Source organism: Kineococcus rhizosphaerae (assembly GCF_003002055.1).
GTDB lineage: Bacteria > Actinomycetota > Actinomycetes > Actinomycetales > Kineococcaceae > Kineococcus > Kineococcus rhizosphaerae.
The window spans coordinates 132,757-157,163 of the sequence record NZ_PVZF01000002.1 but is presented as its reverse complement, the minus strand read 5'-3'; the positions used below and the strand labels follow the sequence as shown (position 1 = coordinate 157,163).

The 24,407-nt window shown below is 72.2% G+C and carries 19 protein-coding genes and 1 riboswitch; of the genes, 4 read left to right on the top strand and 15 right to left on the bottom strand.

Going from position 1 to position 24,407, the window contains the following annotated elements:
- Positions 1–61 precede the first annotated feature (61 nt).
- On the top strand, positions 62–868 hold the full coding sequence (locus CLV37_RS04970; protein WP_106207762.1) for a helix-turn-helix domain-containing protein: 807 nt from the start codon (positions 62–64) through the stop codon (positions 866–868).
- Here CLV37_RS04970 and CLV37_RS04965 read toward each other — a convergent pair.
- From CLV37_RS04965 to CLV37_RS04955, 3 genes are read right to left on the bottom strand one after another with little or no spacing between them, the layout of a single operon-like run.
- Positions 861–2,228 (bottom strand): ABC transporter substrate-binding protein, encoded by a 1,368-nt coding sequence (locus tag CLV37_RS04965; RefSeq protein ID WP_211298403.1) that lies wholly within the window; start codon positions 2,226–2,228, stop codon positions 861–863. The genes CLV37_RS04970 and CLV37_RS04965 overlap by 8 nt on opposite strands.
- 8 nt (positions 2,229–2,236) lie before the next feature.
- The gene (locus CLV37_RS04960) at positions 2,237–3,178 is read right to left on the bottom strand and encodes a carbohydrate ABC transporter permease (protein WP_211298402.1); all 942 of its coding nucleotides are present in this window, start codon (positions 3,176–3,178) and stop codon (positions 2,237–2,239) included.
- Positions 3,179–3,210: 32 nt separating this feature from the next.
- Entirely contained in the window at positions 3,211–4,158 is a 948-nt protein-coding gene (locus CLV37_RS04955; protein WP_106207760.1) for a carbohydrate ABC transporter permease, read from the bottom strand.
- A 249-nt stretch (positions 4,159–4,407) separates the two neighbouring features.
- On the opposite strand from CLV37_RS04955, the gene CLV37_RS04950 reads away from it, so the two are divergent.
- Positions 4,408–5,571 (top strand): ROK family transcriptional regulator, encoded by a 1,164-nt coding sequence (locus CLV37_RS04950; protein WP_106207758.1) that lies wholly within the window; start codon positions 4,408–4,410, stop codon positions 5,569–5,571.
- Between the two features lie 24 nt (positions 5,572–5,595).
- Here CLV37_RS04950 and CLV37_RS04945 read toward each other — a convergent pair whose 3' ends face one another.
- The 5 genes from CLV37_RS04945 to CLV37_RS04925 all read right to left on the bottom strand — a co-directional run bounded on the left by CLV37_RS04945 (position 5,596) and on the right by CLV37_RS04925 (position 14,064).
- Complete coding sequence (locus tag CLV37_RS04945) at positions 5,596–8,472, bottom strand: glycoside hydrolase family 2 TIM barrel-domain containing protein (RefSeq protein WP_106207756.1); 2,877 nt, start codon at positions 8,470–8,472, stop codon at positions 5,596–5,598.
- Complete coding sequence (locus CLV37_RS04940; protein WP_106207754.1) at positions 8,469–9,386, bottom strand: carbohydrate ABC transporter permease; 918 nt, start codon at positions 9,384–9,386, stop codon at positions 8,469–8,471. The genes CLV37_RS04945 and CLV37_RS04940 overlap by 4 nt, the downstream gene beginning before the upstream one ends.
- The gene (locus tag CLV37_RS04935) at positions 9,383–10,348 is read right to left on the bottom strand and encodes a carbohydrate ABC transporter permease (protein WP_106207752.1); all 966 of its coding nucleotides are present in this window, start codon (positions 10,346–10,348) and stop codon (positions 9,383–9,385) included. Before CLV37_RS04935 ends, CLV37_RS04940 begins: the two co-directional genes overlap by 4 nt.
- Before the next feature lie 10 nt (positions 10,349–10,358).
- Positions 10,359–11,699, bottom strand: a complete 1,341-nt coding sequence (locus CLV37_RS04930) for an ABC transporter substrate-binding protein (protein ID WP_106207750.1) — start codon at positions 11,697–11,699, stop codon at positions 10,359–10,361.
- Positions 11,700–11,859: 160 nt separating this feature from the next.
- Positions 11,860–14,064, bottom strand: a complete 2,205-nt coding sequence (locus tag CLV37_RS04925; RefSeq protein WP_211298401.1) for an alpha-galactosidase — start codon at positions 14,062–14,064, stop codon at positions 11,860–11,862.
- Positions 14,065–14,241: 177 nt separating this feature from the next.
- On the opposite strand from CLV37_RS04925, the gene CLV37_RS04920 reads away from it, so the two are divergent.
- On the top strand, positions 14,242–15,444 hold the full coding sequence (locus CLV37_RS04920; protein ID WP_245885255.1) for an ROK family transcriptional regulator: 1,203 nt from the start codon (positions 14,242–14,244) through the stop codon (positions 15,442–15,444).
- 189 nt (positions 15,445–15,633) lie between these two features.
- Positions 15,634–17,589, top strand: a complete 1,956-nt coding sequence (locus CLV37_RS04915; protein ID WP_106207748.1) for an FAD/NAD(P)-binding protein — start codon at positions 15,634–15,636, stop codon at positions 17,587–17,589.
- Here the strand turns inward: CLV37_RS04915 and CLV37_RS04910 are convergent.
- From CLV37_RS04910 to CLV37_RS04880, 7 genes are all read right to left on the bottom strand, one after another.
- Positions 17,525–18,328 carry a class I SAM-dependent methyltransferase gene (locus tag CLV37_RS04910; protein ID WP_106207746.1) on the bottom strand — a complete coding sequence of 268 codons (804 nt, stop codon included), beginning with the start codon at positions 18,326–18,328 and terminating at the stop codon, positions 17,525–17,527. The two genes, CLV37_RS04915 and CLV37_RS04910, sit on opposite strands and share 65 nt — an antisense overlap.
- A 4-nt stretch (positions 18,329–18,332) precedes the next feature.
- The gene (locus CLV37_RS04905) at positions 18,333–19,553 is read right to left on the bottom strand and encodes a cobalamin-independent methionine synthase II family protein (RefSeq protein WP_106207744.1); all 1,221 of its coding nucleotides are present in this window, start codon (positions 19,551–19,553) and stop codon (positions 18,333–18,335) included.
- 23 nt (positions 19,554–19,576) lie between these two features.
- Positions 19,577–20,767 (bottom strand): O-succinylhomoserine sulfhydrylase, encoded by a 1,191-nt coding sequence (locus CLV37_RS04900; RefSeq protein ID WP_106207742.1) that lies wholly within the window; start codon positions 20,765–20,767, stop codon positions 19,577–19,579.
- Between the two features lie 115 nt (positions 20,768–20,882).
- Positions 20,883–21,284 carry a rhodanese-like domain-containing protein gene (locus CLV37_RS04895; RefSeq protein WP_106207740.1) on the bottom strand — a complete coding sequence of 134 codons (402 nt, stop codon included), beginning with the start codon at positions 21,282–21,284 and terminating at the stop codon, positions 20,883–20,885.
- Between the two features lie 5 nt (positions 21,285–21,289).
- Positions 21,290–21,373: riboswitch (SAM riboswitch) on the bottom strand.
- Between the two features lie 128 nt (positions 21,374–21,501).
- Positions 21,502–22,002 (bottom strand): GNAT family N-acetyltransferase, encoded by a 501-nt coding sequence (locus CLV37_RS04890; protein ID WP_106207738.1) that lies wholly within the window; start codon positions 22,000–22,002, stop codon positions 21,502–21,504.
- A 32-nt stretch (positions 22,003–22,034) separates the two neighbouring features.
- Positions 22,035–23,075, bottom strand: coding sequence for a glycoside hydrolase 5 family protein (locus tag CLV37_RS04885; protein ID WP_106207736.1), 1,041 nt, complete (start codon positions 23,073–23,075; stop codon positions 22,035–22,037).
- On the bottom strand, positions 23,072–24,403 hold the full coding sequence (locus tag CLV37_RS04880) for an endo-1,4-beta-xylanase (protein ID WP_106207734.1): 1,332 nt from the start codon (positions 24,401–24,403) through the stop codon (positions 23,072–23,074). The genes CLV37_RS04885 and CLV37_RS04880 overlap by 4 nt, the downstream gene beginning before the upstream one ends.
- Positions 24,404–24,407: the final 4 nt, after the last annotated feature.

Below are 24,407 nucleotides of genomic sequence, written 5' to 3'. Positions count from 1 at the left end.
GGCGCCCGGACGCCTCCACGACCTCCGGACAACCCGGCAGACCTTCCAGTATCCTCAGGTGGTGAACATCGTCGACCCCGCCCTCTGGGTGCACCGCGGCGCCGCCCCACCCATGCGGGAGTTCCACCGGCACGACGACCTCGAGATCAACGTCGCCGTCCTGGGGTCCCTGGAGTACCTCCTGGGCGGCGAACGGGTCACCGTGCCCGAGGGGCACACCGCGATGTTCTGGGCGGCCGCGCCGCACCGGCTGATCCCCGCCGAACCGTCCGACGACAGCGACATCTGCTGGATCCACCTGCCCCTGGCCGCCGTGCTGCGCTGGTCGCTGCCCGAGGAGTTCTCGGCGCGGATCATGTCGCACGAGACCGTCGTGGTGCCCACGGCGACGGTGGGCGCCCACGTCGAGGCGCAGTTCGCCACGTGGCAGCGCGACCTCGCCACGGGCCGGCACACCGAGACCGTCCTGCTCGAGGCCAACGCGATGGTGCTGAGGATCCTGGCACACGAGGGTTCCTCGCCCGCTCCCCGGCAACGGCCCGACCTGCGGCCCGTCGCGCAGATGGCCCGGTTCACGGCCGAGAACTTCCGGCGGGCCATCTCGACCGTCGACATCGCCCGGGCGGCCAACCTCAACCCCAACTACGCGACGACGCTGTTCCGGCAGGCGACGGGCGCCACGCTCGGGGAGCAGCTGCTGCGGCACCGGATCGCCGAGGCGCAGCGGCTGCTGCTCACGACCACCATGACGACGGCGGCCGTCGCGCACGCCGCCGGGTTCGGGTCGGGGAGCAGCCTGTACGCCCACTTCTCCAAGGCGTGCGGCTGCTCCCCCGGCGCCTACCGCGCCGCCCGTTCGGTCACGTGAAGAGCGCGTCGAGCTTGCGGTTCGTCGCGGTCAGCGACGACGGCTCGGCGTTGAAGGCCATGACGTTGTCCATCGCCGACTGCATGGTCGTGGTGATCTCGGTCGACTGCAGGACCGCCGGGTAGGGGAACGTCGTGTGCTGGTCGATCTGGTCGGTGTAGGCGCTGACGTCGAGGCCCGTCTTGCCCAGCGAGGTCTTCGACGCGGCGTTGGTCGACTTCAGCGCCGGCATGACGACCCCGGCCTCGGCGACCACGCTCTGCGCCGCCTCCGACCCGAGGTAGGCCGCCCACTTCCAGGCCGCCCCCTTGACCTGCGAACTGGTGGAGATGGAGTCCGCGAGGGAGTTCTGCATGCAGGCGCGGTGACCGACCGGGCCCACCGGGGTCGGGGCGAGCCCGATCTTCACGCCCTTGAGCGTGCTGTAGGTGTTCGCCGTCCACGAGCCCTCCGAGCACATGGCGTACCGGCCGGCCTGCATCTGCTGGTCCTGCGAGCCGCCCTCGGTGAAGGACAGCGGGGGCATGAAGCCCTTGTCGATCAAGCCGCGCCACCAGGAGACGGTCTGCTGGAACCTGGGGTCGTCGTAGTAGAACTTCGTGCCCCAGGCCTTCTTGTCCATGTAGGTCCAGCCCGTCGTCATGACGAGGTAGGACCACTCGGTCTGACCGACGTACCCGCCGGAGGAGTTCAGCCCCAGGCCGTAAGTGGCGATCTTGCCCTTGTCGAACCCGGGTTCGTCCCCGCGCTTGCCGTTGCGGTCGATGGTGAGGCGGGCGATGACCTTCTCGTAGCTGCCGCCGTCGTCGGGGTTCCAGTCCAGGTTCCACAGGTCGTCACGACTCAGCCCGGCGTCGGCGACCATGTCCTCGTTGTAGTACAGGCCCACGGCGTCGAAGTCCTTGGGCAGGCCGTACCGCTTGCCGTCCGACCCGACCCACAGGTCGGCCGTCCCCGCCACGTACGCGTCGAGGTCGATCCCCGCCGCGGCGACCTGCTCGTCGATGGGGACGATGAGCCCGCGCTGGGCGAACTCCCCGTAGCGGGCCGTGTGGTTGGCGAACACGTCGGGTGCGGAGTTGCCGACGAAGGACGTGAACAGCTTGTTCCAGTAGTCGTCCCAGCCGAACTGCTCGATCTTGATCTCGATGTCCGGGTTGAGCTTCTGGAAGTCGAGGGCGCACTGCTGGTAGGCCGGCAGCTGCGCCGACTCCCAGAGCCAGTAGACGACCGTGCCGGTCTCGCCGTCGGCGCCGGGGTCGACCCCGTAGGAACCGCAACCGGCGAGCAGGGCCCCGGCACCGGCGAGCGCGCCGGCCAGGACGGATCGGCGCCCCAGGGAGCGGGCGGGAAGGTTCACGGGGGACCTCACTTGATGCCGGAGAAGCCGATGGAGTTCACGATCTTGCGGGCGAAGAGCGCGAACAGGATGACGATGGGCAGGGCCGCCAGCAGGGTCCCGGCCATGAGCCCGGCCCAGTCGGGGGTGCCCTGCGGGGTCTGGGCGCGGAAGATGCCGAGCCCGACGGTGATGACGCGGACCTTCTCGTCGCTGCCGACCAGCAGCGGCCAGAAGTACTCGCCCCAGGCCTGGATGTACTGCAGGATCGTCAGGGTCAGCAACGGCCCGGACGCCATCGGCAGGATGACCCGGAAGAACCGCCGGACCGCGCCGGCGCCGTCGATGCGCGCGGCCTCCTCGACCTCGCGGGGGATGCTGAGGAAGAACTGGCGCAGGAAGAAGATGGCGAACGGCGTCATGAAGAAGAACGGCAGGATGATCCCGGCGTAGGTGTTCAGCAGCCCGAGGTCGCGCACCAGCAGGAAGTTCGGCAGCTGCGTGAAGATCGGCGGCACCATGAGGGCGGTGAGGAATACGAAGAACACCAGGTTGCGCCCGGGCCAGCGCAGCCGCGCGAACGCGAAGGCGGCCATTGCGCCGAAGAACACCTGCCCGGCGGTGATGCACACCGAGACGATGACGGAGTTCAGCAGGTAGCGGCCGATGTCGAGGGCCGCGCCGGACCCGCCCTGCGCCTGGGCCTCGGCCGTCGTGGCCAGGCCCAGCACGCGCTTGAAGGCGCCCCAGGTGCCCTCGACGGGCAGCAGGCTCGACGGTTCGGACGACAGGGCGGCGCCGTTGGAGAACGCCGTCCGCAGCATCCAGTAGAACGGGAACAGCGTGACGAGCATGATGAGCCCGAGCACGGTCCAGGCCAGGACCCGGCCCACGCTCACGCGCCGCCGTTCGCCGGCGCCCGTCCCGTGGACCGCGACGACCTGGTCGTACGTCGTTGCCGTGGTGGCCACTTCGCCTCCTCGCGTTGTGGTGTGGGTCGCCCTCAGGCGACGTCGGACTCGTCGGCGCGCATGAGCCGCAACTGCACGAAGGCGACGGCGGCCAGGATGAGGAACAGGACGACCGAGACCGCCGAGGCGTACCCGAACCGGTAGCGCTGGAAGGCGAGGTCGAAGATGTAGTACTGGATCACCCGGGTCGCGTCGCCCGGCCCGCCGCCCGTGGTGACGGCGACGGTGTCGAAGGCCTGGAACGAGCCGATGACGGTGATGACCAGCACGAGGGCGAGGATGGGCCGCAGCAGCGGCAGGGTGATGCGCCAGAACATCTTCCACTCCGACGCGCCGTCGACCCGGCCGGCCTCGTATACGTCGTTCGGGATCATGATCATGCCGGCGAACAGCAGCAGTGCCGTGTAGCCGAGGTGGCGCCAGGTGTTGACCAGCGCGATGGTCGGGATCGCCCAGTTCTGGTCGCCGAAGAACGGGATCGCGTCCAGCCCCAGCCAGCCGAGGAACTGGTTGGTGATGCCGATCTGCGCGTCGAGCATCCAGTAGAAGACCAGCGCCACGACGACGTTGGAGATCAGGTACGGCAGCACGATGACGCTGCGGACCAGCACCGAGCGCGTCAGGCGGTGCAGCAGCACGGCGAGCAGCAGCGCGAGGACCGTCTGGGTGCCGATGTTGATGAGCACGTACTCGACGGTGACCTTCATGGCGTTGCCGAAGGTGGCGTCGCCGAACACCTCGACGTAGTTCTGCAGCCCGACCCACACCGGCCGGTTGAAGACGTCGAAGTCGGTGAAGCTGTAGTAGATCCCGCGCAGGGTGGGCCACAGGTAGAAGACCACGAAGCCGAGGAGGGCGGGGGCGACGAACGCCAGCGCGGTCAGCCGCTCGCGGCGGCTGCCGTTGCTGTCGGGGCGCAGGCCCTGTCCCCGGCTGAGCGTGAGGCCGCGGGTGCGGGCGCTGCGGCTCGTGGTGGCCATGGCGTCAGTCCTCCCGCGCGGAGGCGGCGGAGGGGGACGAGCAGCGGTCAGGGTGCACTGGATCTCCGTGGTCACGTCGTCGTGGGCCGGGCTCGGGTGTGCCCTGAGTTCTACGACAAAACACGGGCCAGCGTCAACGGGTGCCGGAAAGGAATCTACACGTGGGTGTCTCGTACGGCTCTGGCGCTCGACTTCCACCGCGGAAGTCAGCTACCGTGGCGGTGGGTCAGCTGTCGACGAGGAGGTCGTGTGAGCCTGGACTCGCCCGCGCGGCAGTCGCTGTGGACCCCCCTGACCGGGGCGGCCCACCAGATCGCCCTGGAGGTCCTGCTCGACGGGCCGCTGACGCGCAGCGAGCTGGCCCGGCGCCTGGACCTGTCCGCGGGCAGCCTCACGCGGCTGTCGAAACCGCTGCTGGACTCCGGGCTCCTCGTCGAGAGCCGCGGCGTCGGCGACCCGGTCTCCGGCCGGCTGACCCGGCCCCTGGACGTGGACGACACCACCCACCGGTTCGTCGGGGTGAAGCTGACCTCGGACACGGCCTACGCCGTCCTGACCACCCTGCGGGCGGAGGTGATCACCTCGCGGGAGGCGCCGCTGAGCGACCGCTCCCCCGCCCACGTCACCACGACGGTGGCCCGGCTCGTGCGCGAGCTCGCCGGCGCCGGTCCCGGCGAGGTCCGCGCGGTCGGGGTGGGTCTGGGGGGCCGCGTCGGCGCCGACGGCGTCGTCGACAGCGCCCGCTACCTCGGCTGGGAGGACGTCGCGTTCGGTCCGGCCCTGGAGGCCGAGCTGGGGCTGCCCGTCGTCGTCGACAACGACGTCCTGTCCCTGACGCGGGCCGAGCAGTGGTTCGGCACGGCGCGCCGGTGCCGGCACTTCGCCGTGGTCGTCGTGGGGGTGGGGATCGGGTACGGGCTCGTCGTGCACGACCAGCTCGTGGACCGCCCCGACGCCGGGGTCGGGCTGCTGGGGCACCACCCGCTCGACCCGTACGGCGGCCTGTGCCCGGAGGGTCACGTGGGCTGCGCGGAGGCGGTGCTCACCACGGGCGCGCTGACCGCGCGCGCGGGACTGGCCCTGCGCCGGCCCGTCACCGTCGAGGAGGTCCTGGACCTGGCGAGCGCCGGGGACCCGCTGGCGCGCCGGGTCGTCGACGACGCCGCACGGGCTCTGGGGACCTTCGTCGCCGCGGTCGGGAACTTCACGATGCCGGAGCGCATCGTCGTCTCGGGCGAGAACGCGCGCCTGGCCGAGGTCGGCCGGGAGGCGATGGAGGCGGCGATCGCCGCCGGCCGCAACCGGGTGGCCGAGCAGATCCCCGTCGACGTCCAGCTCACGGGGTTCGCGGAGTGGTCGCGCGGTGCGGCGGTGACGGCGATCCAGACGTTCGTCCTCGGCACGCGCCGCTGACGGACGTCCGGACCGCCGTCGGGATCAGACCCGCTCGAACAAGAGGCTGAAGCTCACGGGCGCCGCGTCCAGCCGGTAGGCCGGCAGCGCCCCCGGACCGCAGGACCCGCTGCCGATGCCCTGCTGGGCGTGGTCGAGGTGCAGCCAGACGCGTCCCTCGTCGTCGAGCGCCGAGGTGTGGGTCGCGGCGTCCAGGGTCTCGGTGCTCCACGGCCGCACCGTGACCCCGAACGGTTCCGTGGAACTGACCCGCAGCCCCCGGCCGGCGGCGTCGGTCAGTTCCGCCCACCGGACGTCGGACCGCTGGCCGTTCTCCTGGGGCCGGACGTACGGCGTCTGGAGCTCCTCCACGGCCGCCGAGAACGTGCCGACCCAGGTAGCGGTCCCGGTGTCGGGGTACGCCTCCCCCGGCCCGCGGCCGAACCACGCGAGGTTGCGCAGCTCCCGCGGCAGCGCGAACCGCAGCCCCACCCGCGGCAGCGGGGTCGTGAGCCCGCCCGGGGTCTCGGGGACGACGTCGACCGTCAGCCGGACCCCAGAACCCTCCGCCGCCCAGCGCCAGGTCGTCGAGAACCCGGTGTCGGTGCCCGCGGGGGCCGTGCGCCGCCGGACGACGACACCGTCCTCGTCCCTGACCTCCACGTCCACCGTGCGGTGGCGCAGGCGGTGCAGGCCCAGGGCCCGCCAGGCGGGTTCGAGGGGTTCGCCGTGCTCGCCGCGGTCGTTGTCGGTGGGCGCGCGCCAGACGGTGAACTCCGCCGTCTCGACGCGCTGGCCGGCCAGCCGGTGCAGCGCCCCCGTGCGGGCGTCGAGGACCGCCGGCCCCACGAGGAGGTCGGACCCCTCCCGCAGCACCGGTCCCCCTGCGGTGGCGGCGGGCGCGGTCGCGGCGGACAGCTGCACCTGCCCCCGGCCCAGGACGTGCCCGGCGGGGGCCCACGAGGTGGCCGCGGCCAGTTCGGCGGTCACCGTGAACCAGCGTTCCCCGCTGCCCGCCGCCAGGTGCGGGGTCTCCAGCAGCGTCGAGGCCCGCGGCGCCAGCTCGGGCGTCGGCAGCTCGCCGTGCGCGATCTGCACGCCGTCGTCCTCGACCGTCCAGCGCAACCGGACGTGGCTGAGGTCGACGACGTCGTGGTGGTTCGTGAGCCGCAGCCGGGGCTCTCCGGACGCGGAGTCCGGGCGCAGCCGCACCTGGGCGATGACGGCGGCGTAGTCGAGCAGCCCCGGTGAGGGCGTGCGGTCGGGGAAGACGAGTCCGTCGGCCACGAACGCCCCGTCGTGGACGGGTTCGCCGAAGTCGCCGCCGTAGGCGAAGCGCTCCCGGCCGTCCGGCCCCTGCTGCCGCAGGCCGTGGTCGATCCACTCCCAGACGAACCCGCCCATGCAGCGCTCGGAGGACTCGAAGAGGTCCTGGTACTCGACCAGACCACCGGGCCCGTTGCCCATCGCGTGCGCGTACTCGCACTGCACGAACGGCATGGCCCGCCGCCGCGCGTCGGCCGCGGGGTCCTCCAGCGGTTCCTCGGTGCGGGTGGCGATGGCGGCCACCTCGGCGTGGCTGGCGTACATGCGCGAGTACACGTCGGCGTAGGGGACGGCCCAGTCGTGCTCGTAGTGCACGGGGCGGGAACCGTCGCGGTCCTTGGCCCACGCCGACATCGCGGCGAGGTTGCGCCCGGTGCCGCTCTCGTTGCCCAGCGACCACAGGACGACGCTGGGGTGGTTCTTGTCGCGTTCGACGGTGCGGGTGATGCGGTCGATGAGCGCGTCGTGCCAGCGCGGGTCGTCGGAGGGGTTGTCGCGCCAGTCCAGGAACCAGAACCCGTGGGTCTCCAGGTCGCACTCGTCGACGACCCACAGGCCGTGCTCGTCGCACAGCTCCAGGAACCGCGGGTGCGGCGGGTAGTGGCTCGTGCGGACGGCGTTGACGTTGTGCCGCTTCATGAGCAGCACGTCGGCGAGCATCTCGTCCTCGGTGACGGCCCGGCCGCGGTCGGCCGACACCTCGTGCCGGTTCACGCCGCGCAGCTTGACGGGCACCCCGTTGACGGTGAACACCCCGTCGACGATCGCGACGGTCCGGAAGCCGATCCGCAGGCGCACCCGCTCGGTGTCCGTGACGACCTCGGCGTCGTAGAGGCGGGGCACCTCGGCCGACCAGGGCTCGACGGCCGGCAGCTCGAGGTCCTCCCCGGTGGCGGCGTCGACGCCGAGCTCGGGGACCAGCAGCCGGGCCGGCGACGGGGTGTCGACGCGCAGCGTCCCGGTGCCACCGGCGTACCCGGCGTGCACGAAGACGTCCTCGACGCCACCGGCGGGTCGGGCCTGCAGGGTCACGTCGCGGAAGATCCCCGACAGCCACCACATGTCCTGGTCCTCGAGGTAGCTCGCGCCGGACCACTGGTGGACCCGCACGGCCAGGACGTGCTCACCGCCGCCCGTGAGGGCGTCGGTGACGTCGAACTCGACGGGCAGGCGCGAGCCGACCGAGCGGCCGACCTCGGTCCCGTCGACCCAGGCCGTGAACGCCGAGTCGACGCCCTCGAACCGCAGGACCACCCGGGAGTCGCCGAACGACTCCGGCACCGTGAAGGTGCGCCGGTGGTCACCGGTCGGGTTCTCGTCCGGCACGAAGGGCGGCTCGACGGGGAACGGGTACGTGATGTTCGTGTAGGCGGGCTTCCCCCACCCCTGCAGCTGCCAGTGCCCGGGGACCGTGATCTCGTCCCAGGCCGCGTCGTCGAACCCGGGGGCCGTGAAGTCGGTGGGGCCGTCGGCGCGCTCGGCGTACCGGAAGCGCCAGCCCCCGTCGAGGGAGAGCGCGGGTGCGTCCGTGCGCACCCACGCCCGCGCGGGCAGGGCGCCTCGCGCGGGCGTGAAGTCCTCGAACCAGTGGTTCATCCCTTGGTGGCTCCCAGCGTCAGACCGGAGACGAACTGCTTCTGCAGCGCGAAGAAGACGACCAGCACCGGCAGGGCGACGAGGACGGACCCGGCGGACAGCAGGTTGTAGTCGGTGAAGAACTGGCCCTTGAGGTTGTTCAGCGAGCTCGTGATCGGGAACTTGTCCCCCGACTGCAGCAGGACCGTGGCCCAGAAGAACTCGTTGTAGATCCAGGTGATCTCCAGGACCGCCAGGGCCGCCAGCGCGGGCCGGCACAGCGGAAGGGTGATCTTCCAGTACTGCTTGAAGACGCTCAGGCCGTCGACCTGGGCGGCCTCGTACAGCTCGTAGGGCAGCGTCTTCATGTAGTTGCTGAGCACGAAGGCGCAGAAGCCCGTCTGGAAGGCCGTGTTGACGATGATCAGCGCCCAGTAGCTGTCCAGCAGCGTGCCGGAGTAGCTGAACCAGTACGGGACCTCGATGGCGCGGAAGAAGCGGTAGAGCGGGATCAGCAGGGCCTGCGGCGGCAGCAGGTTGGCCGCCGTGAAGAGGCCGAGGAGGGCGAGGTTGAACTTGAAGTTGAACCGGGCCACGACGAACGCGACCATCGAGGCCAGCAGCAGCGCGAGCACCACCGACGGCACCGTGATGATCACGGAGTTGAGGAAGTGGCGCCCGAAGTCGCCCTGCTGCCACGCGTTCACGTAGTTCTTGATCGTGAAGCCGCCGAACGAGGCGTACCCGTTGGCCTGGGTGTAGCCGTAGTCGCGGAAGCTGTTGAACACCGCCCACAGCAGCGGGAAGAGCCACAGGATCGACGCGCCGATGAGGAAGACGTACAGGACGATCCGTGCGGGCGGCGTGCGGCGCTCCGCCTTCGGGACGCCGGGGACCGTGCGGCCCCCGACACCCCCGATGGTGCTCGTGCTCATCGTTCGTCCTCCCGCATGACGACCCACAGGTAGATGCTGATGAACACCAGCGAGATCACGAGCATGATCGTCGCCAGGGCGGAGCCGAAGCCGATGCGGCTGGCCTCACCCACGATGTTCGCGGTCACCAGGGTCGCGATGAGCTCCAGGCCGTTGCGGCCCTGGTTGATGACCCAGACCAGGTCGAAGGCGCGCAGCGACTCGATGACCGTGATGACCAGGACGATGATGTTGATGGGGCGCATGACCGGGAAGACGATCCGGAAGAACGTCTGGACCTGGTTGGCGCCGTCCATCTGGGCCGCCTCCTTGAGCGAGGCGTCGACCCCCTTGAGGCCGGCCAAGTACAGCAGCATGACGTACCCGACCTGCTTCCAGCAGGTCGCGAACAGCGCGGCCCAGATGTTCCACTTCGGGTCGCCGTAGAAGTCGATCTGGGTGCCCAGGACCGCGTTGATGAGGCCCTGGTCCCGGGAGTACATGAGCTGCCAGATGAAGCCGACGAGGGCCAGCGACAGGACCACCGGCAGGTACAGCGCGGTCTGGTAGAACCGGCTGCCCTTCAGCTCCTTGTCGATGAGGACCGCGAAGAGGATGCCGAGCGGTGTCGCCACCACGAACATCACGACGAGCCACAGCAGGTTGTGCTCGACGGCCGGCTTGAAGGGCGGGTAGTTCGTGAAGACGTTGGTGTAGTTCTCCACACCGATGACCTTCACGTCCGCCAGCGATCCGACGCCGTTCCAGTTGGTGAACGACAGCAGGACCGAGGCGATGGCCGGCAGCCAGATGAGGCCGACGACCACGAGGGTCGGGATGGCCACCATGAGGATGACGGCCACGCGGTCCCGGCCGGTCAGCCGACGGACGCGTTGCTTCTTGCCGGTGCCCTTGTGGGAACCCGCGGACGGCGCGGCGTGCGCCGTCTGCGGGGCCACGAGCGGCAGGTCGGGGGACGACACGGGCGCTCCTTCAGGAGGTGAAGATGCTCTTCTTCTGGTTCTCGATCTGCGTGCAGAGCCCGTCGATGTCGTTCGGGTTCTGGATGAACGACTGCAGCGAGGGGATCATGACCGTCGAGGCGAAGTCGGGGCGGGTGTCGCGGTCCATGAACTGCGAGATGGACTTGGCGCTGGCCACGAACTCGGCGCACTTCTTCTGCAGCTCGGTGTAGTGCGACTGGTCGGACTTCGTGTTGGCGGCGATGCCCGACGGGTCGTTGGTCGTCTGGACGACACCGTCGTCCGGGGAGCCGAAGTACTCCAGCAGCTTCTTCGCGCCGTCCTCGTTGCGGGGGCGCTTGGACATCATGAAGCCGTCGATGGGGGCCTCGACCGCGTCGGCGCCGACCGCGGAGTCGACCTCGGGGAAGTTGAAGAAGTCGATGTCCTCCTGGTCGGCCTCCTCGAACTGCTGGCCGATGAAGGAGCCGATGACCATCATGCCGGACGTCTTGTTGACGACACCGGTGGCCGCCTCCTGCCAGGTGCGCCCCAGGGAGTCGGTCTGGTGGAAGGGCAGCAGACCCTTCCAGGTGTCGAAGACCGTCTTGACCTTCTGGTCGGTCCAGGCCTCCTTGCCGGCCATCAGGTCGACGTGGAACTGGTAGCCGTTGATGCGCATGTTGAGTTGGTCGAAGGTGCCCATGGCCGGCCAGCCCTCCTTGTCGGCGAAGGCGAGCGGGACGAGACCGTCCTTCTGCATCTGCGTCGCGAGGGTCTTCATCTCGTCGAGGGTCTTGGGGGCCTGGTAGCCCTTCTCCTGCCACAGCGACTTGCGGTAGAAGACGGCCCACGGGCCGTAGGTGGTGGGGACGAAGTACTGCTTGCCGTCCTCACCGGTGGAGGCCTTCTTGAAGGCGTCGGTGTAGTTGGCGCCGATCGAGCCCCAGATGTCGGAGATGTCCGACGCCAGGCCCTGCGCGGCGAAGAACTGCATGCGGTACCCGGCGAACCAGGAGAACACGTCGTCCGGGCTGCCCTGCAGGTAGTTGTTGATGTTGTTCTGGAACGTCGTGTGGTCGACGGTGTTCAGCTTGATCGAGATGCCCTGCTTCTTCTGGGCGTCCTCGACCATGGCCTTCATCGTCTTCAGGGGGACCTCGTCGGAGAAGTTGGACCCCAGGGTGACCTGGCCCCCGCCGCCCCCGGAACCGCTGTTGCCGCCACCGCCGCCGCAGGCGGCGAGCAGGGCGGGGATCCCGGCGGCCAGGAGGGAACCGCGCAACACGTTGCGGCGGCTGAAACCCTGGCGGCCGGCGGAGGCGGGCACGAGGCTCGCGAGGTACTCGGACTCGGTGGCGGGGCGATTCATCGCGACTCCTTCGTCGGCGTCCCGCGGTCGGCGGGACGGGCACGCGGTGCGGGATCCTCGATCTCCTGCGCGGAGATCACACGGTCCCTCACCGTCAGCGTGGGTGTGGGTGGATGGGTTGTCAAGCGGTTCTGCGGGACTGCGGTCGAAGGGGTTTGCCTCAGGTGCGCCGGGCGCGCACGAGGAGGATCTGCTGGGGTTGCAGGGCCGGCGCGGCGAGCCCGACCGCACCGAGCGCACGCCCGGTGAGACGCACTCCGGAAGCGAGCCAGGGCAGGTCGGCCTCGCCCCGGACCCGGGGGGCGTCCCCGGGTTCCTGGGCGCTCACGTGGTACTCGGCGTCGGCCAGCAGGCCCGGGAGCCGGACCCGGCCGGGGACCGAACCGTCGGGGGTCCCCGTCTGGACGACCGCGAAGAGCGCGTCGGAGGCGTCCGGGGCGACGGAACCGTGCACGCGGAACGACTCGTCGTGGTCGTCGCTGCGCACCGTCGTCCCGGTGTGCACCAACGACCTGACGTCCTTGTACAACGCCACCCAGCGGCGCAGTTCGTCGCGTTCGGCGCCGCTGAGGCGGGTGAGGTCGGTCTCGATGCCGAACGAGGCGAACAACGCCGTCCCGGCCCGGAACGACAGGTCGTTCGCGCGGTGCGTCGTGTGCGAGGGCGAGGCACCCACGTGCGACCCGATGAGTTCGGGCGGCAGCAGCTGCAGCGTCCACCGCTGGATGTCCTGGCGTTCCAGCGGGTCGATGCAGTCGCTGGCCCAGACCCGGTCGGTGTGCTCGAGGATCTCGAGGTCGACGCGCAGGCCACCGGAGGAGCAGGACTCGATCTCGACCCCGGGGTGCCTCGCCCGCAGCTCGTCGAGCAGGCGGTAGGTCGCCAGGGTCTGGGCGTGGACCCCGGGAGCGCGCACCGGCCCGGAACCGGCCTCGACGAGGTCGCGGTTGTGGTCCCACTTCAGGTAGGAGATCTCGTACTCGGACAGCAGGGCGTCGAGCCGTCCGAGCACGTACGCGTAGGCGTCGGGGTTCCCGAGGTCGAGGACCTGCTGCTGGCGCGAGGCCGGGGGCAGCCGGTCCCCGCTGCGCAGGATCCAGTCCGGGTGCGCGCGGGCCAGGTCGGAGTCGGGGTTCACCATCTCCGGTTCGACCCACAACCCGAACTGCAGGCCGAGTTCGCGGACGCCGTCGACGAGCGGGTGCAGACCCTGCGGCCAGATCCCCTCGTCGACGTACCAGTCGCCGAGCCCGGCGTCGTCCGACCGGCGGTGGCGGAACCACCCGTCGTCCAGGACGTAGCGCTCGGCGCCGACGTCGGCGGCGGCCCTGGCCAGTTCCAGCAGGCGCTCGAGGTCGAGGTCGAAGTAGACGGCCTCCCACGTGTTCACCACGACGGGCCGCGGACCGTGCGGGTGGTGCGGGCGGGCCCGCAGGTGGTCGTGGAACCGGGCGGCGACGCCGTCGAGGCCGGCGTCCGACCAGGCGCCGAACACCCACGGGGTGCGGTACTGCTCCCCCGTCGCGAGCCGGACCTCGCCGGGCAGCAGGAGTTCGCCGCCCGCGACCGTCGTGGCTCCCGAGGACAGGCGTTCGACGACCGAGCGGTGGTTGCCGCTGAACGCGGTGTGCTGCGCCCACACCTCGCCGCGCCGGAACCCGAAACCCTCGGTCCCCACGGCCACGACCAGGGGGGCGTCGGGACCGGTGCGCCCGCGGCGGTTCTCCCGGACGTGGGAGCCGAACGTCAGGGCCCGACGCTGCGGGATGCGCTCCTTGGCCCACCGGCCGGCGAGGTCGAGCAGTTCGGTGGCCACGGGCGGCACGGGCAGGGCCAGGGCCAGCTCGGCGACCTCGTACGCGTCGGGGCCGGTGTTCGTGACGGTGGCGCGGTGGCGCAGCAGGCCCGAGGGCAGGAGTTCCAGCTCGATCTCGAGGTCGAGGTGCGCGTCGCGGTCGGTGGCCCGCAGCGCGACCCGGCCCCCCGCGTCGCCGTCGGTGACCCCGCCGGTGACTCCGCCGGTGACCTCGAGGTGGGTGGGGACGAACCGCGTCGACCAGGCCGCACCGGCCCGGTGCCCGACGAGCCCGGGGCGCCCGCTCCAGCCCCAGGACTGCTCGGGCAGCAGCCGCGGGGGTTGCGGCACGTCGAGGTCGTTGTTGCTGCGGGCCGTCCGGCCCGCGGTGACGAGGTCGGCCAGGGCCGGCTGCGACAGGTCGCCGAGGTCGGCGCCCCAGTGCACGAGCGTCGGCGTCGAGTCCGGGTGGACGTCGAGGACGAGGCTCACGCCCGCGGCGCGCAGGTGCACGGTCCGGCCCGCGACGACAGGCGTCTCGGGCTGGGGTGCGGGGTCGTGCTGGCTCACGGTGGCTCCGTCGGCACGTCGGTGTACGGGACGTGGAAGTTCTACGCTGAAACTCCCAGTTCGTCAATCACGGCGACGTCACGGTCTTTTCGGCGCGGATGTCCTCAAGTGAGTTCCACTGCAACACTCCCAAAGGTCTCTCCCAGGGGTACCATCCGGTCACGAAGGAGGCGGATCGTGGACGCTCTCGCAACTCCTCGTCCGGCGGGTGTCACGATCACCGACACCAGCGCCGTGGCGTGGACCCCCCTGACCGGCACCGCGCACAGCATCGCGCTGGAGGTGCTGCTCGACGGGCCACTGGCCCGCAGCGAACTGGCCCGGCGGCTGGACCTGTCGCCCGGCACCCTGACCCGGCTGTCCAAGCCGTTGCTCGACTCCGGTCTGCTGCAGGAGATCGGCGAGGCCAGCGACCCCGTCACGGGCCGGCCGACCCGGCCCATGGACGTCGACGAGACCTCGCACCTGTTCGTCGGGGTCAAGCTCACCGCCACCACCGTGCACGTCGTGCTGACGTCGTTGCGCGCCACCGTGCTGGACACCGCCGAGGCCGAGCTGCCCGACCGGACGCCCGACGCGGTGGTGGCCACCGTCGTGGACCTCGTCCGCTCCGTCGTCGCCGGCCACCCCGAGCACGCCGGCTCGCTGCGCGCCGTCGGGGTCGCCCTGGGCGGGCTGGTGGGTGAGCACGGGCACGTCCTGAACGCCAGCTTCCTCGGCTGGCAGGACGTGCCGCTCGGCCCCGTCCTGGAGGCCGAGCTCGACCTGCCCGTCGTCGTCGACAACGACCTGCTGTCCTTCACGCGCGCGGAGCAGTGGTTCGGCTCGGCCCGCCGCTGCGGGCACTTCGCCGTGCTGACCATCGGCGAGGGGCTCGGGTACGGGCTCGTGGTCCGCGACGAGGTGCTCGACCGGCCCGACGCCGGCGTGGGCCTGCTGGGGCACTACCCGCTGCTGCCCGGGGGGCCGCTGTGCCCCGCCGGCCACCTCGGCTGCGCCGACGCCCTGCTCACCGTGGCCGCCGTGCAGTCCCGGGCCTCGGTGGCGCTGCGGCGCGCGGTCGGCTACGAGGAGGTCCTGGACCTCGCGGCCGCCGGGGACCCCCTGGCCCGCCGGGTCGTCGACGACTCGGCCTACGGCCTGGGCGTGCTCGTCGCGGCGGTCGGCAACCTGACGATGCCCGAGATGGTGATCCTGTCGGGTGAGGGCATCCGGCTCGCCCTGGTCGGCGAGGACGCCCTGCACCGCGGCATCGCCGAGCACCGCAGCTCCTACGCCACCGACCTCGACCTCGTCGTGCAGCCGACCGGCTTCACCGAGTGGGCCCGCGGGGCCGCGGTCACCGCGATCCGGACCTTCGTCCTGGGCCACCGCCGCTGACCCCACCCGTCACCGGGGTGAGCGGCGGGACGGGGACGCCGGGCCTACCCTTGACCCGTGCCGGCGGAGCGGGTCGTGAGCGCGACGAACGGACGGCTGGTCCGTCGTCGCCACGTCGACCTGTGCCGCACCCAGGCCGCCACCTGTCGCTGAGGAGTCCCCCGCCGGAACCTCACTCCAGGAGCGCACGTGAGCCTGTCCCTGCTCTTCGTCGGCGCCGGTCCCCGCACCCTCGGGGTGCTGGACCGCCTCGGCGCGCACGCCTCGGCGACCGGTGCGGACGTCGACGTCCACGTGGTCGACCCCCACCCCGCCGGCGCGGGCCGCATCTGGCGCGCCGACCAGCACCCGCTGCTGTGGATGAACTCCCGCGCGGCGGACGTCACCGTCCTGCCCGACGCCTCCTCCCGGCTCGACGGGCCGGTCCGGACGGGCCCGACGCTGTACGCGTGGCTCGACGAGCACCGGGCCGACCTCGTCGCCGGGTTCGCCGCGACCGGGCAGGAGGCCCTGCGCCGCGAGGTCCTCGGGGTGCGGGAGGGGACGTTCGTGTCCCGGGCGCTGGGCAGCCGGTACCTCGGCTGGGCGTGGGAGCGCGTCGTGACGGACCTGCCGCCGACCGTGCGGCTGCACACCCACCGCACCCGCGTGGTGGACGTGGTCGACCAGGTGCCCGGTCAGGTGACCGGCCCGGCGCGGCAGGCCGTGCGCCTGGAGGACGGGACCGAGCTCGTCGTCGACGCCGTGGTCCTGGCCCAGGGTCACCCCGACGTCGTGCCCGGTCCCCGGGAGCGGGCGGCGCGCGCGTTCGCCGACCGGCACGGCCTGCGCTACGTCGAGCCCGGGTACACCAGCGACCTCGGGCTCACCGAGGACGAGGACACGCTGCGCCCCGGCGCCGATGTCCTCGTGGCGGGGATGGGTCTGGCGTTCGTGGACCTGGTGGTGCTCCTCACCCAGGGGCGCGGCGGCCGCTTCACGGACGGGCCGGACGGGCTCGTCTACCACCCCAGCGGGCGTGAGCCCGTGCTGCACGTCGGGTCCCGCCGCGGCGTCCCGTACCGCTCGAAGATCACCTACGTCCTCGACGAGCGTCCGCCGCTGCCGCGGTTCTTCACCCCGCAGGCCCTCGGAGCGCACGGGACGCTGAACCTGCGCCGGGACCTGTGGCCGCTCGTCGCCAAGGAGCTCGCCGGCGCCCACTACCACGAGCTGTTCCGGTCCCACCCCGGCCGCACGACCGGCGACGCCCCCGGGTTCGACCGGGAGTTCGCCGGGCTGCCCTGGGGGTCGGCCGCCCTCGACGACCTCGTGTCCCGCGCGGTGCCCGACCCGCGGGACCGGTTCGACCTGCACCGCCTCGACCGGCCGCTGGACGGGTGGTGGGGGTCGTCGGCGCAGGAGGTGCACCGCCGGGTCCACGACCACGTCGCTGCGGACGTGGCGCGCCGCGCGGACCCGGCGTACAGCATGGACGCCGCGGTGTTCCACGCGCTGCTGTCCTGCTACGTGACGGTCGCCGGCCTCGCCCACTCCGGGCGCCTCGACCCCGAGTCCGTCGTCGAGGTCGACGGCTGGTGGCACGGGCTGTTCAGCTACCTCGCCTCCGGCCCCCCGCCGCGGCGGCTGCTCGAGCTCCTCGCCCTGGCCGACGCGGGGGTCGTGCGGTTCCTCGGCGGGGACGTGCGCATCGCCCCCGACGAGGTCGGCGGCTGCTGGACGGCGCGGTCGGCGAACTCCCCCGCCGTCGTGAGCGCCACCACCCTGGTCGACGCCCGCCTGCCCGAAGCGCGGATCACGGCCAGCGCGGACCCGTTGCTGCGCAACCTGACCCACCGCGGCCACGTGAGCGAGCTCGGGAACGGCCGGCTCGTCGTCGACCCCGCTCAGCGGCTCGTGCACACCGACGGTTCGGTGCACCCGCGGCGCTTCGGCCTGGGCCCGTGGGTGGCCGGTGGCGGGTGGGCGGCGGCGTTCGCCCGGCCGAACCTCGACGCGGGGTTCTTCCGGCTGAACGACCGGGTGGCTCAGGAACTGCTGCGGGTCGCCGGCACCGGCGGAACCGACCCCGGCACGCCCGTCAGCGTCGTCGCCCCGCGAGCAGCCAGTACCGCGCCGTCCCGGCGAACGGAACCCGCGCGCTGAGCTCGACCTCCAGCTCCTCCAGGTCCGCCGCCACCCGGTCGTCGACGCGGCCGCCGTCGCCCAGCAGTTCCAGCAGCGCCGTCACGGCGAGCACCCCGGCCCGGCCGACGACGTCGCACCCGGCCTCGGCGAGGGCGTCGGCGACGAACTCCGGCGACAACCGCAGCGCCGTGTGACCGGTCGCCGGGTCGGCGGCCCGGTCGGCGTCCAGCGTCACCCACGCCGCCGCGGGCCCCTCGTGCAGCACGGTCGCGACGACGTCGGCGGGCGGGTTCGGCGCGAGCAGGGAGACCAGGCCCCCGGGGCGCACCGAGGACACCAGGGTCGCGACGTCGGCCCGCACCTGCTGGTGGGAACTGCGGTGCTGCAGCACGTCGTGGCAGAACACGACGTCGAAGGAGCCCGAACCACCCTCGCGGTGCCGGGTGAGCGCGGCCAGGGCGGTGAGGTCCTCGAGGTCGGCGCTGACCGTGCGGACCCGCTCGGCGACCCCGGCGGCCGCCGCGGCGGCCCGCGCGAGGGCGAGCATCTCCGGCGACCGGTCGAGGATCGTCACCTCGTGCCCGGCGAGGGCGAACGGCAGGGCGTCGCGCCCGTCGCCCCCACCGGCGTCCAACACCCGCAGCCCGTCGCCGAGATCGGCCGTCCAGGACCGCAGCAACCGGGCGACGACGTGGTACCGCAACCGGCCCCAGGGCGAGTCCTGCCACAGCGCCCACGCCGCCTCCCCCGCGGACATCAGCTCACCCGAACAGCCGGGAACCCGCCAGGCGCGCGCCCTCACCGAGCGCGGCGAGCTTGGCCACCGCGATCTGCGGGTGGATGCGGCCGCCCAGACCGCAGTCGGTGGAGGCCACGACGTTCTCGGCGCCGACGACGGAGGCGAACCGCTCGATGCGGTCGGCGACCAGCTCGGGGTGCTCGACGACGTTCGTGGCGTGGCTCACGATGCCCGGGACGATCTTCTTGCCCTCGGGCAGCCGCACGTCCCGCCACACCTTCCACTCGTGCTCGTGGCGCACGTTCGCGGCCTCGAACGAGTACGACCCGGCGTCGATCTCGAGCATGAGGTCGACGATGTGCTTGAACTCGACGTCGGTGGTGTGCGGGCCGTGCCAGCTGCCCCAGCACAGGTGGAAGCGGACCTGCTCGGTCGGCAACCCGCGCAGGGCGTGGTTGAGGGCCTCGACGCGGATGCGGGTGAACGCCTGGTAGTCCTCCACGGAGGGTTCGGGCGTGATCTGGTCCCAGTTCTCCGCGATCGACGGGTCGTCGATCTGCACGATCAGGCCGGCGTCGGTGACCGCCTTGTACTCCTCGCGCATCACCTCGGCCCACGCCCAGATGTGCTCCTCCTCGGTGGCGTAGTGCCGGTTGGCGATGCGCGCGCCGCTGCCCGGGGACAGGGAGGTGATGAACCCCTGCTCGAGGCCCGCGGCCGCCAGGCCGGCCTTGAGGTTGGCGATGTCGGAGGCGATGGCCTCGTGCCCGGTGTACTGCAGGGCACCGGTCGTCGCGGGGAACGGCGTGGCGTTCTTCCCCGTCGAGATCCCCGACGTCGGGTCCGTGTAGGCGTCCTTGAAGATCGTCCAGTCGCGGCGGTTCGGGAAGCTCGTCAGGCGCACGTGACCCGGTTCGGACAGCACGTTCGGCTGGCTGAAGATGTCCTCGCCCGTCAGCGCGAGACCGCTGACGCGCTGGAACACGTACCCCCACCAGGCGCCGTAGTCGACGGCGCTCGACATGGCCTTGCCGTACTCGCCATCCCCCACGATCGTCACGCCGAGGTCCTTCTGGCGCTGGACGAGGTCGACGACGGCACCGGTGAGCAGCGCGTCGAACTCGGGGCTGCGGTCGAGGGTGAAACCGTCCTCGGCGAACGTGCGCGCCTCGTTGGCCGCGATGAGTTCGGGCGTGCGCGGCAGGGAGCCGGCGTGCGAGACGGGGATCTGCTGGCTGGACAAGGGAGTTGCTCCGATCGGGGTGTTCAGGAGAGGGCGCGGGTGAGGTCTTCCAGCAGGTCGTCGGGGTCCTCCAGACCCACCGACAACCGCAGCACGCCGTCGGTCAGGCCGATGGCGGCACGACCCTCGGCACCCAGCCGCCGGTGCGTCGTGGTGGCCGGGTGGGTGGCCAGCGACTTGGCGTCGCCGAGGTTGTTGGAGATGTCGACGATCCGCAGCGCGTCGAGCACCTCGAACGCGCGCTCCTTGCCGCGGCCGGAGGGGGCGTCGAGCTCGAACGTGAGGATGGTCCCGCCGAGGTCCATCTGACGCTTCGCCAGGTCGAACTGCGGGTGGCTGGGCAGCAGCGGGTAGCGGACCCAGCGGATCCCCGGCTGCTGCTCGAGGTGCTCGGCGAGCCGCAGCGCGGTGGCCGCCGAGTGCCGCACCCGCAGGCTCAGGGTCTCCAGTCCCTTGGCCAGCGTCCAGGCGTTGAACGGGCTCAAGGTCGGGCCGGTGTGCCGGGTGAGTTCGCGGAAACGTCCGGCGATGAACTCCTCGGTGCCCAGGACGGCACCGCCCATGACCCGGCCCTGGCCGTCGATGTGCTTGGTCGCCGAGTACACGACGACGTCCGCGCCGAACTGCAGCGGGTGCTGCCCCACCGGGGAGGCGAAGGCGTTGTCGACGACGACCGTCGCCCCCGCCGCGTGCGCGAGCTCGGTGACCGCGGCGATGTCCACGAGCGTCTGCATGGGGTTCGCCGGGGTCTCGAAGAACACCGCCTGGGCCGGCGTCGCCAGGGCCTGCTCCCACTGCTGCAGGTCCTCGCCGTCGACGAAGACCGTCTCGACGCCCCAGCGCGGGAGGATCTCGTCGAGGATCACGAAGCACGACCCGAACAGGCTGCGGGCGGCGACGACGCGGTCCCCGGCACCCAGCAGCGCGGCCAAGGCGTAGAACACCGCGGACATGCCGCTGGCCAGGCCGTAGCAGGCCTCGGCGCCCTCGATCTGCCGCAGCCGCTCGGTGAAGACCGACACCGTGGGGTTGCCGTAGCGGGAGTAGACGTAGCGGTCGACGTCCCCGCTGAACGCGGCCTCGGCGTCGGCGGCGGTCTCGTAGACGTACCCCGACGTCAGGTACATCGCCTCCGCGGTCTCCTCGAACTGCGAGCGGGCCAGGCCGCCGCGGACGGCGGTGGTGTCGGGCCGCCAGGCGTGCGTGTCGCTCACGACGTCTCCCCCGTTCGCTCCGCCGCGGTGCCCGTGCCGCCGCCTTCCCGCGGATCCACGCAGCGACTCCGTCGGCGCGTCTCCTCGGTCCAGGCGGCGCCGCACCGCGCGTCGCTCACGACTGCCTCCAGGGCAGTCCCGCGGCCCGCCAGCCCACCGCACCGCGGTGCCCGTCGGCGTCGAGGGGTCCTTCGAACCCCTCGAGGACGTTGTAGCTGGGGGTGATCCCGGCCGCCGTGGCGGTCTCGGCGGCCGCGACGGAGCGCTGTCCGGAGCGGCACAGGAACACGACCTTGCGCCCGCTCCCGGGCGCGATCCCCGCCGCGGACAGCTCGGTGAGGAAGCGCTCGGGGTCCACGGGGAGCCAGGACGCGAACACGGGCTCGGTGCCCAGGCCGGTCGGGGTGCCCACGAAGCGCCACTCGGCGTCGGTGCGGACGTCGACCAGGACGGCGTCCGGGTCGTCCCGGACGAGCTCGAAGGCCTCACGCGGGGTGAGGTCGCCGGCGTAGGCCACTGTTCCTCCCATCGGTCCTGGCATGAGCACCCCTCGAGGGGTTGCTGCGGCGTCGACGAGCCAGGTCTCTCGGCCGCTCTGGATGGTCCGCCCACCCTAGGGCATGGGGCGGCCCGTCCGGGCGCCGACCGCGCTCACCGGGGCGCGAGGCACACCTCGCGCCGCGACACGCCGCCGGCGGGGGCGCGAGGTGCGCCTCGCGCGGGGTGGGTGGTCGTCAGAGGAAGCGGTGCATCACGTGCAGACCGACGTGGCCGTGCTCGGGGTGGTCGAAGGCCTGCGGGACGGTGCCGACGATCCCGAAGCCCAGCGAGCGCCACAGCGCGACGGCGGCCGTGTTCGTCTCCACGACGGCGTTGAACTGCATCGCGAGGAACCCCCGCTCGCGGGCCCAGCCGAGGACGTGCTCGCCGAGCGCGCGGCCGACGCCGCGACCCCGGGCCGCCGGGGAGACCATGAAGCTCGCGGTGGCGACGTGGGACCCGCCGCCGGGTCGGTTCGGGCCGCACTTCGCCGTGCCCAGCACCTGCTCCGCGTCCGCCCCCTCGCCGTCCACGGCCACGAAGGTGCCCCACGGCGGGCCCTGCACCCACAGGTCGCGCGCCCGCTGCGACGTCAGCCCCTGCGGCAGCGCGTACGTCTCGCCGTCGGCGACGATCTCGTCGAAGAAGGGCCAGATCGAGAGCCAGTCGGCGTCGGTGCACTCACGGATCAGCACCCGGGCACCGTAGCCGGGCGGGCGGCACCCCCTCAGCCGGGGGCGAACTCGTCGAACGCCTCGTGGCCCGGGCGCACGCTGCCGTCGGCGTCGAGGAAGTGCAGCCACTCCGGGTGCCCGACGGGCCCGTGGCTGTCGCGGTGCAGGTCGGCGACACCGCTGTGGTGCAGGGCGTGGACGGTGTACCCGATCCCCCGCTCCCGCAGCCGGGACAGGGTGTAGCGCATCACCTCCACGTGCTTGGCGTCGTCGCGGGCGCCCCAGACGGTCTCGCTGGCGTACAGGTCCTTGCCGACCGAGCGCGCGAAGGCGACGCACTCGTCGAGGTAGGCCTCGAACCCCTCGCGGGTGTGCACGTTCGTCTCCGGGCCGATGCCCTGCCACATCCAGTAGGGGTGGAACCCCAGGACGTCGCTGACCGGTTCGGTGGCCCGCAGGGCGGCCACGTCGGCGTAGTTGCCGACCGTGAGCGGCTGGCGGGCCCCGGCGGCCAGGACCACGCCCCGGCACCACCGCAGCCAGCGCAGCTCGGCGGCCCGCAGGGGGCTGTCCTCGTCGTGGACGTAGGCGCCCATGAGGGGTTCGTTGCACAGGTCCCACGCCCAGACCCGCTCGTCGTCGGCGTGGGCGGTGACGACGTCGACGAGGTAGCGCCGGAAGATCCGTTGCACGGGGGCGACGTCCGGGCCGTCCACCGCGGGGTCGGCGAACAGGTCGTCGGTGCGGGTCCAGGCGCTGGCGTGCGGGAGCAGGTGGTCCAGCGGGACCCCGCCGAAGTCGCACACCGGGTCCCGCCAGCGGTTGAACAGCACGGGGACCACGGCGACGTCGTGCGCGGCGAACAACCCCAGCCCGGCGTCGAGGTTCGCCAGGAAGCGCTCCGGGTCGCGCTGGAAGGCCTCGTGCGACAGCCACCAGCGGGCCGTGTTCCACCCGGGGAAGGCCTTCTTGCCGCGGGCGACCTCGACGGCCATCAGACCGTGGTCGTGGTGCTGCCACAGGTCCAGGCCGGACGTGCCCCAGGACCCGGCGTAGTTGAACCCGTGGACGTCGCGGGTCGCGCGCCGGTTCACCGGTCCGCGCCCCCCACCCGCACCTCGGCGGCGTCCTGCGACCCGTCGAGGCGGAACCCGGTGGTCTCGCCGGCGACGGACACCTCGTACCCCCCGCGGAACCCCCGCACGGCGACCCGCCCGTCCCGGTCGGTCCGCACGGTGGTGGGGGCCAGCCACCACTGCCCCTTCACCAGGTCGTGCATCGCGCCGTAGGCCGGTTTGCGGGTGCCGTCGGCGCGCACCAGGCCGACCGGTGCGCCCAGCCAGGTGGTGGCGTCGGTCAGGCCCCAGTAGTTGAAGGCCCACACCGCGGGGTGCTCGACGAGGGTCCGCAGGTGGCGCACGACCTCGTCGGCCTGCCGCTGCTCCCCCTCGTCGGTGGAGGGCCAGTGCTCGACCTGGTGGTCGTTGAGGTCGCCGACCGTGGCGGGCATGAGGTCCCCGGAGACCAGGGTGTTCTCGGTGAAGTGCAGCGGCAGGCCGAAGCGGGAGAACCGGGCCAGCACGTCGTGCGTCCGCTCCTCGCCCCAGTACCCCTTGTGCATGTGGCTCTGCAGGCCCAGGGCGTCGATGCCCACCCCGGCCTCCAGGGCCTCCTCGACGACCCGTTCGTAGGCCGGGGACATGTCGAAGTCGTTGAGCAGCAACGTCGCCGCGGGGTTGGCGGCGCGGGCCTCCTCGAAGGCCAGGGTCAGGGTCGCGGTGCGGCCGAGTTCGCGGGCGACCCGGGTGAGGCCGTTGTCGTACTTGTCGTACACGGGCATGATGACCGACTCGTTGACGACGTCCCACGTGTCGACGAGCCCGGCGAGACCGCCCACCTCGCGCCGGATCCGGTCCCGCAGCGCGTCGACGACCCCGGCGGTGGGCAGGTCGAGCAGCCAGTCCGGCGCCGCGGTGTGCCAGGTCAGCGGGTGCCCCTTGACGACGACGCCGCGGTCGGCGAACCAGCGGGCGGTCTTCACGAGCCGGTCCGTCGCCGGCCGGCCCCGCACGGGTTCGAACTCGCCCCAGTAGAACGGCAGGGTCGTGGCGTTGAACAGACCGAACCAGGCCTCGGCGAGGTCCTCGGCCTGACCGGCCGGGGCCGAGGCCCCGAAGAAGGACGAGGTGCCGTCGGCGGTCGCGGGGTCCTCCCCGCCGGCGTGGGCGACGAAGTCGAAACCGATGCAACCGAAGAGGAACTCGTGGTCGCGCTGGGCGAGCGTCACCTCCCGGTCGGCCAGCGGGACGCCGTCGGCGCCCAGGACGGTCACCGTCGCGGCGGCGACGCGGTGGGCGAGTTCGGGACGGTCGGCGGCGGGGGCCGTGACCGGGCCGGGGGTGGGGGTGCTGTCGTGCGACACGGGG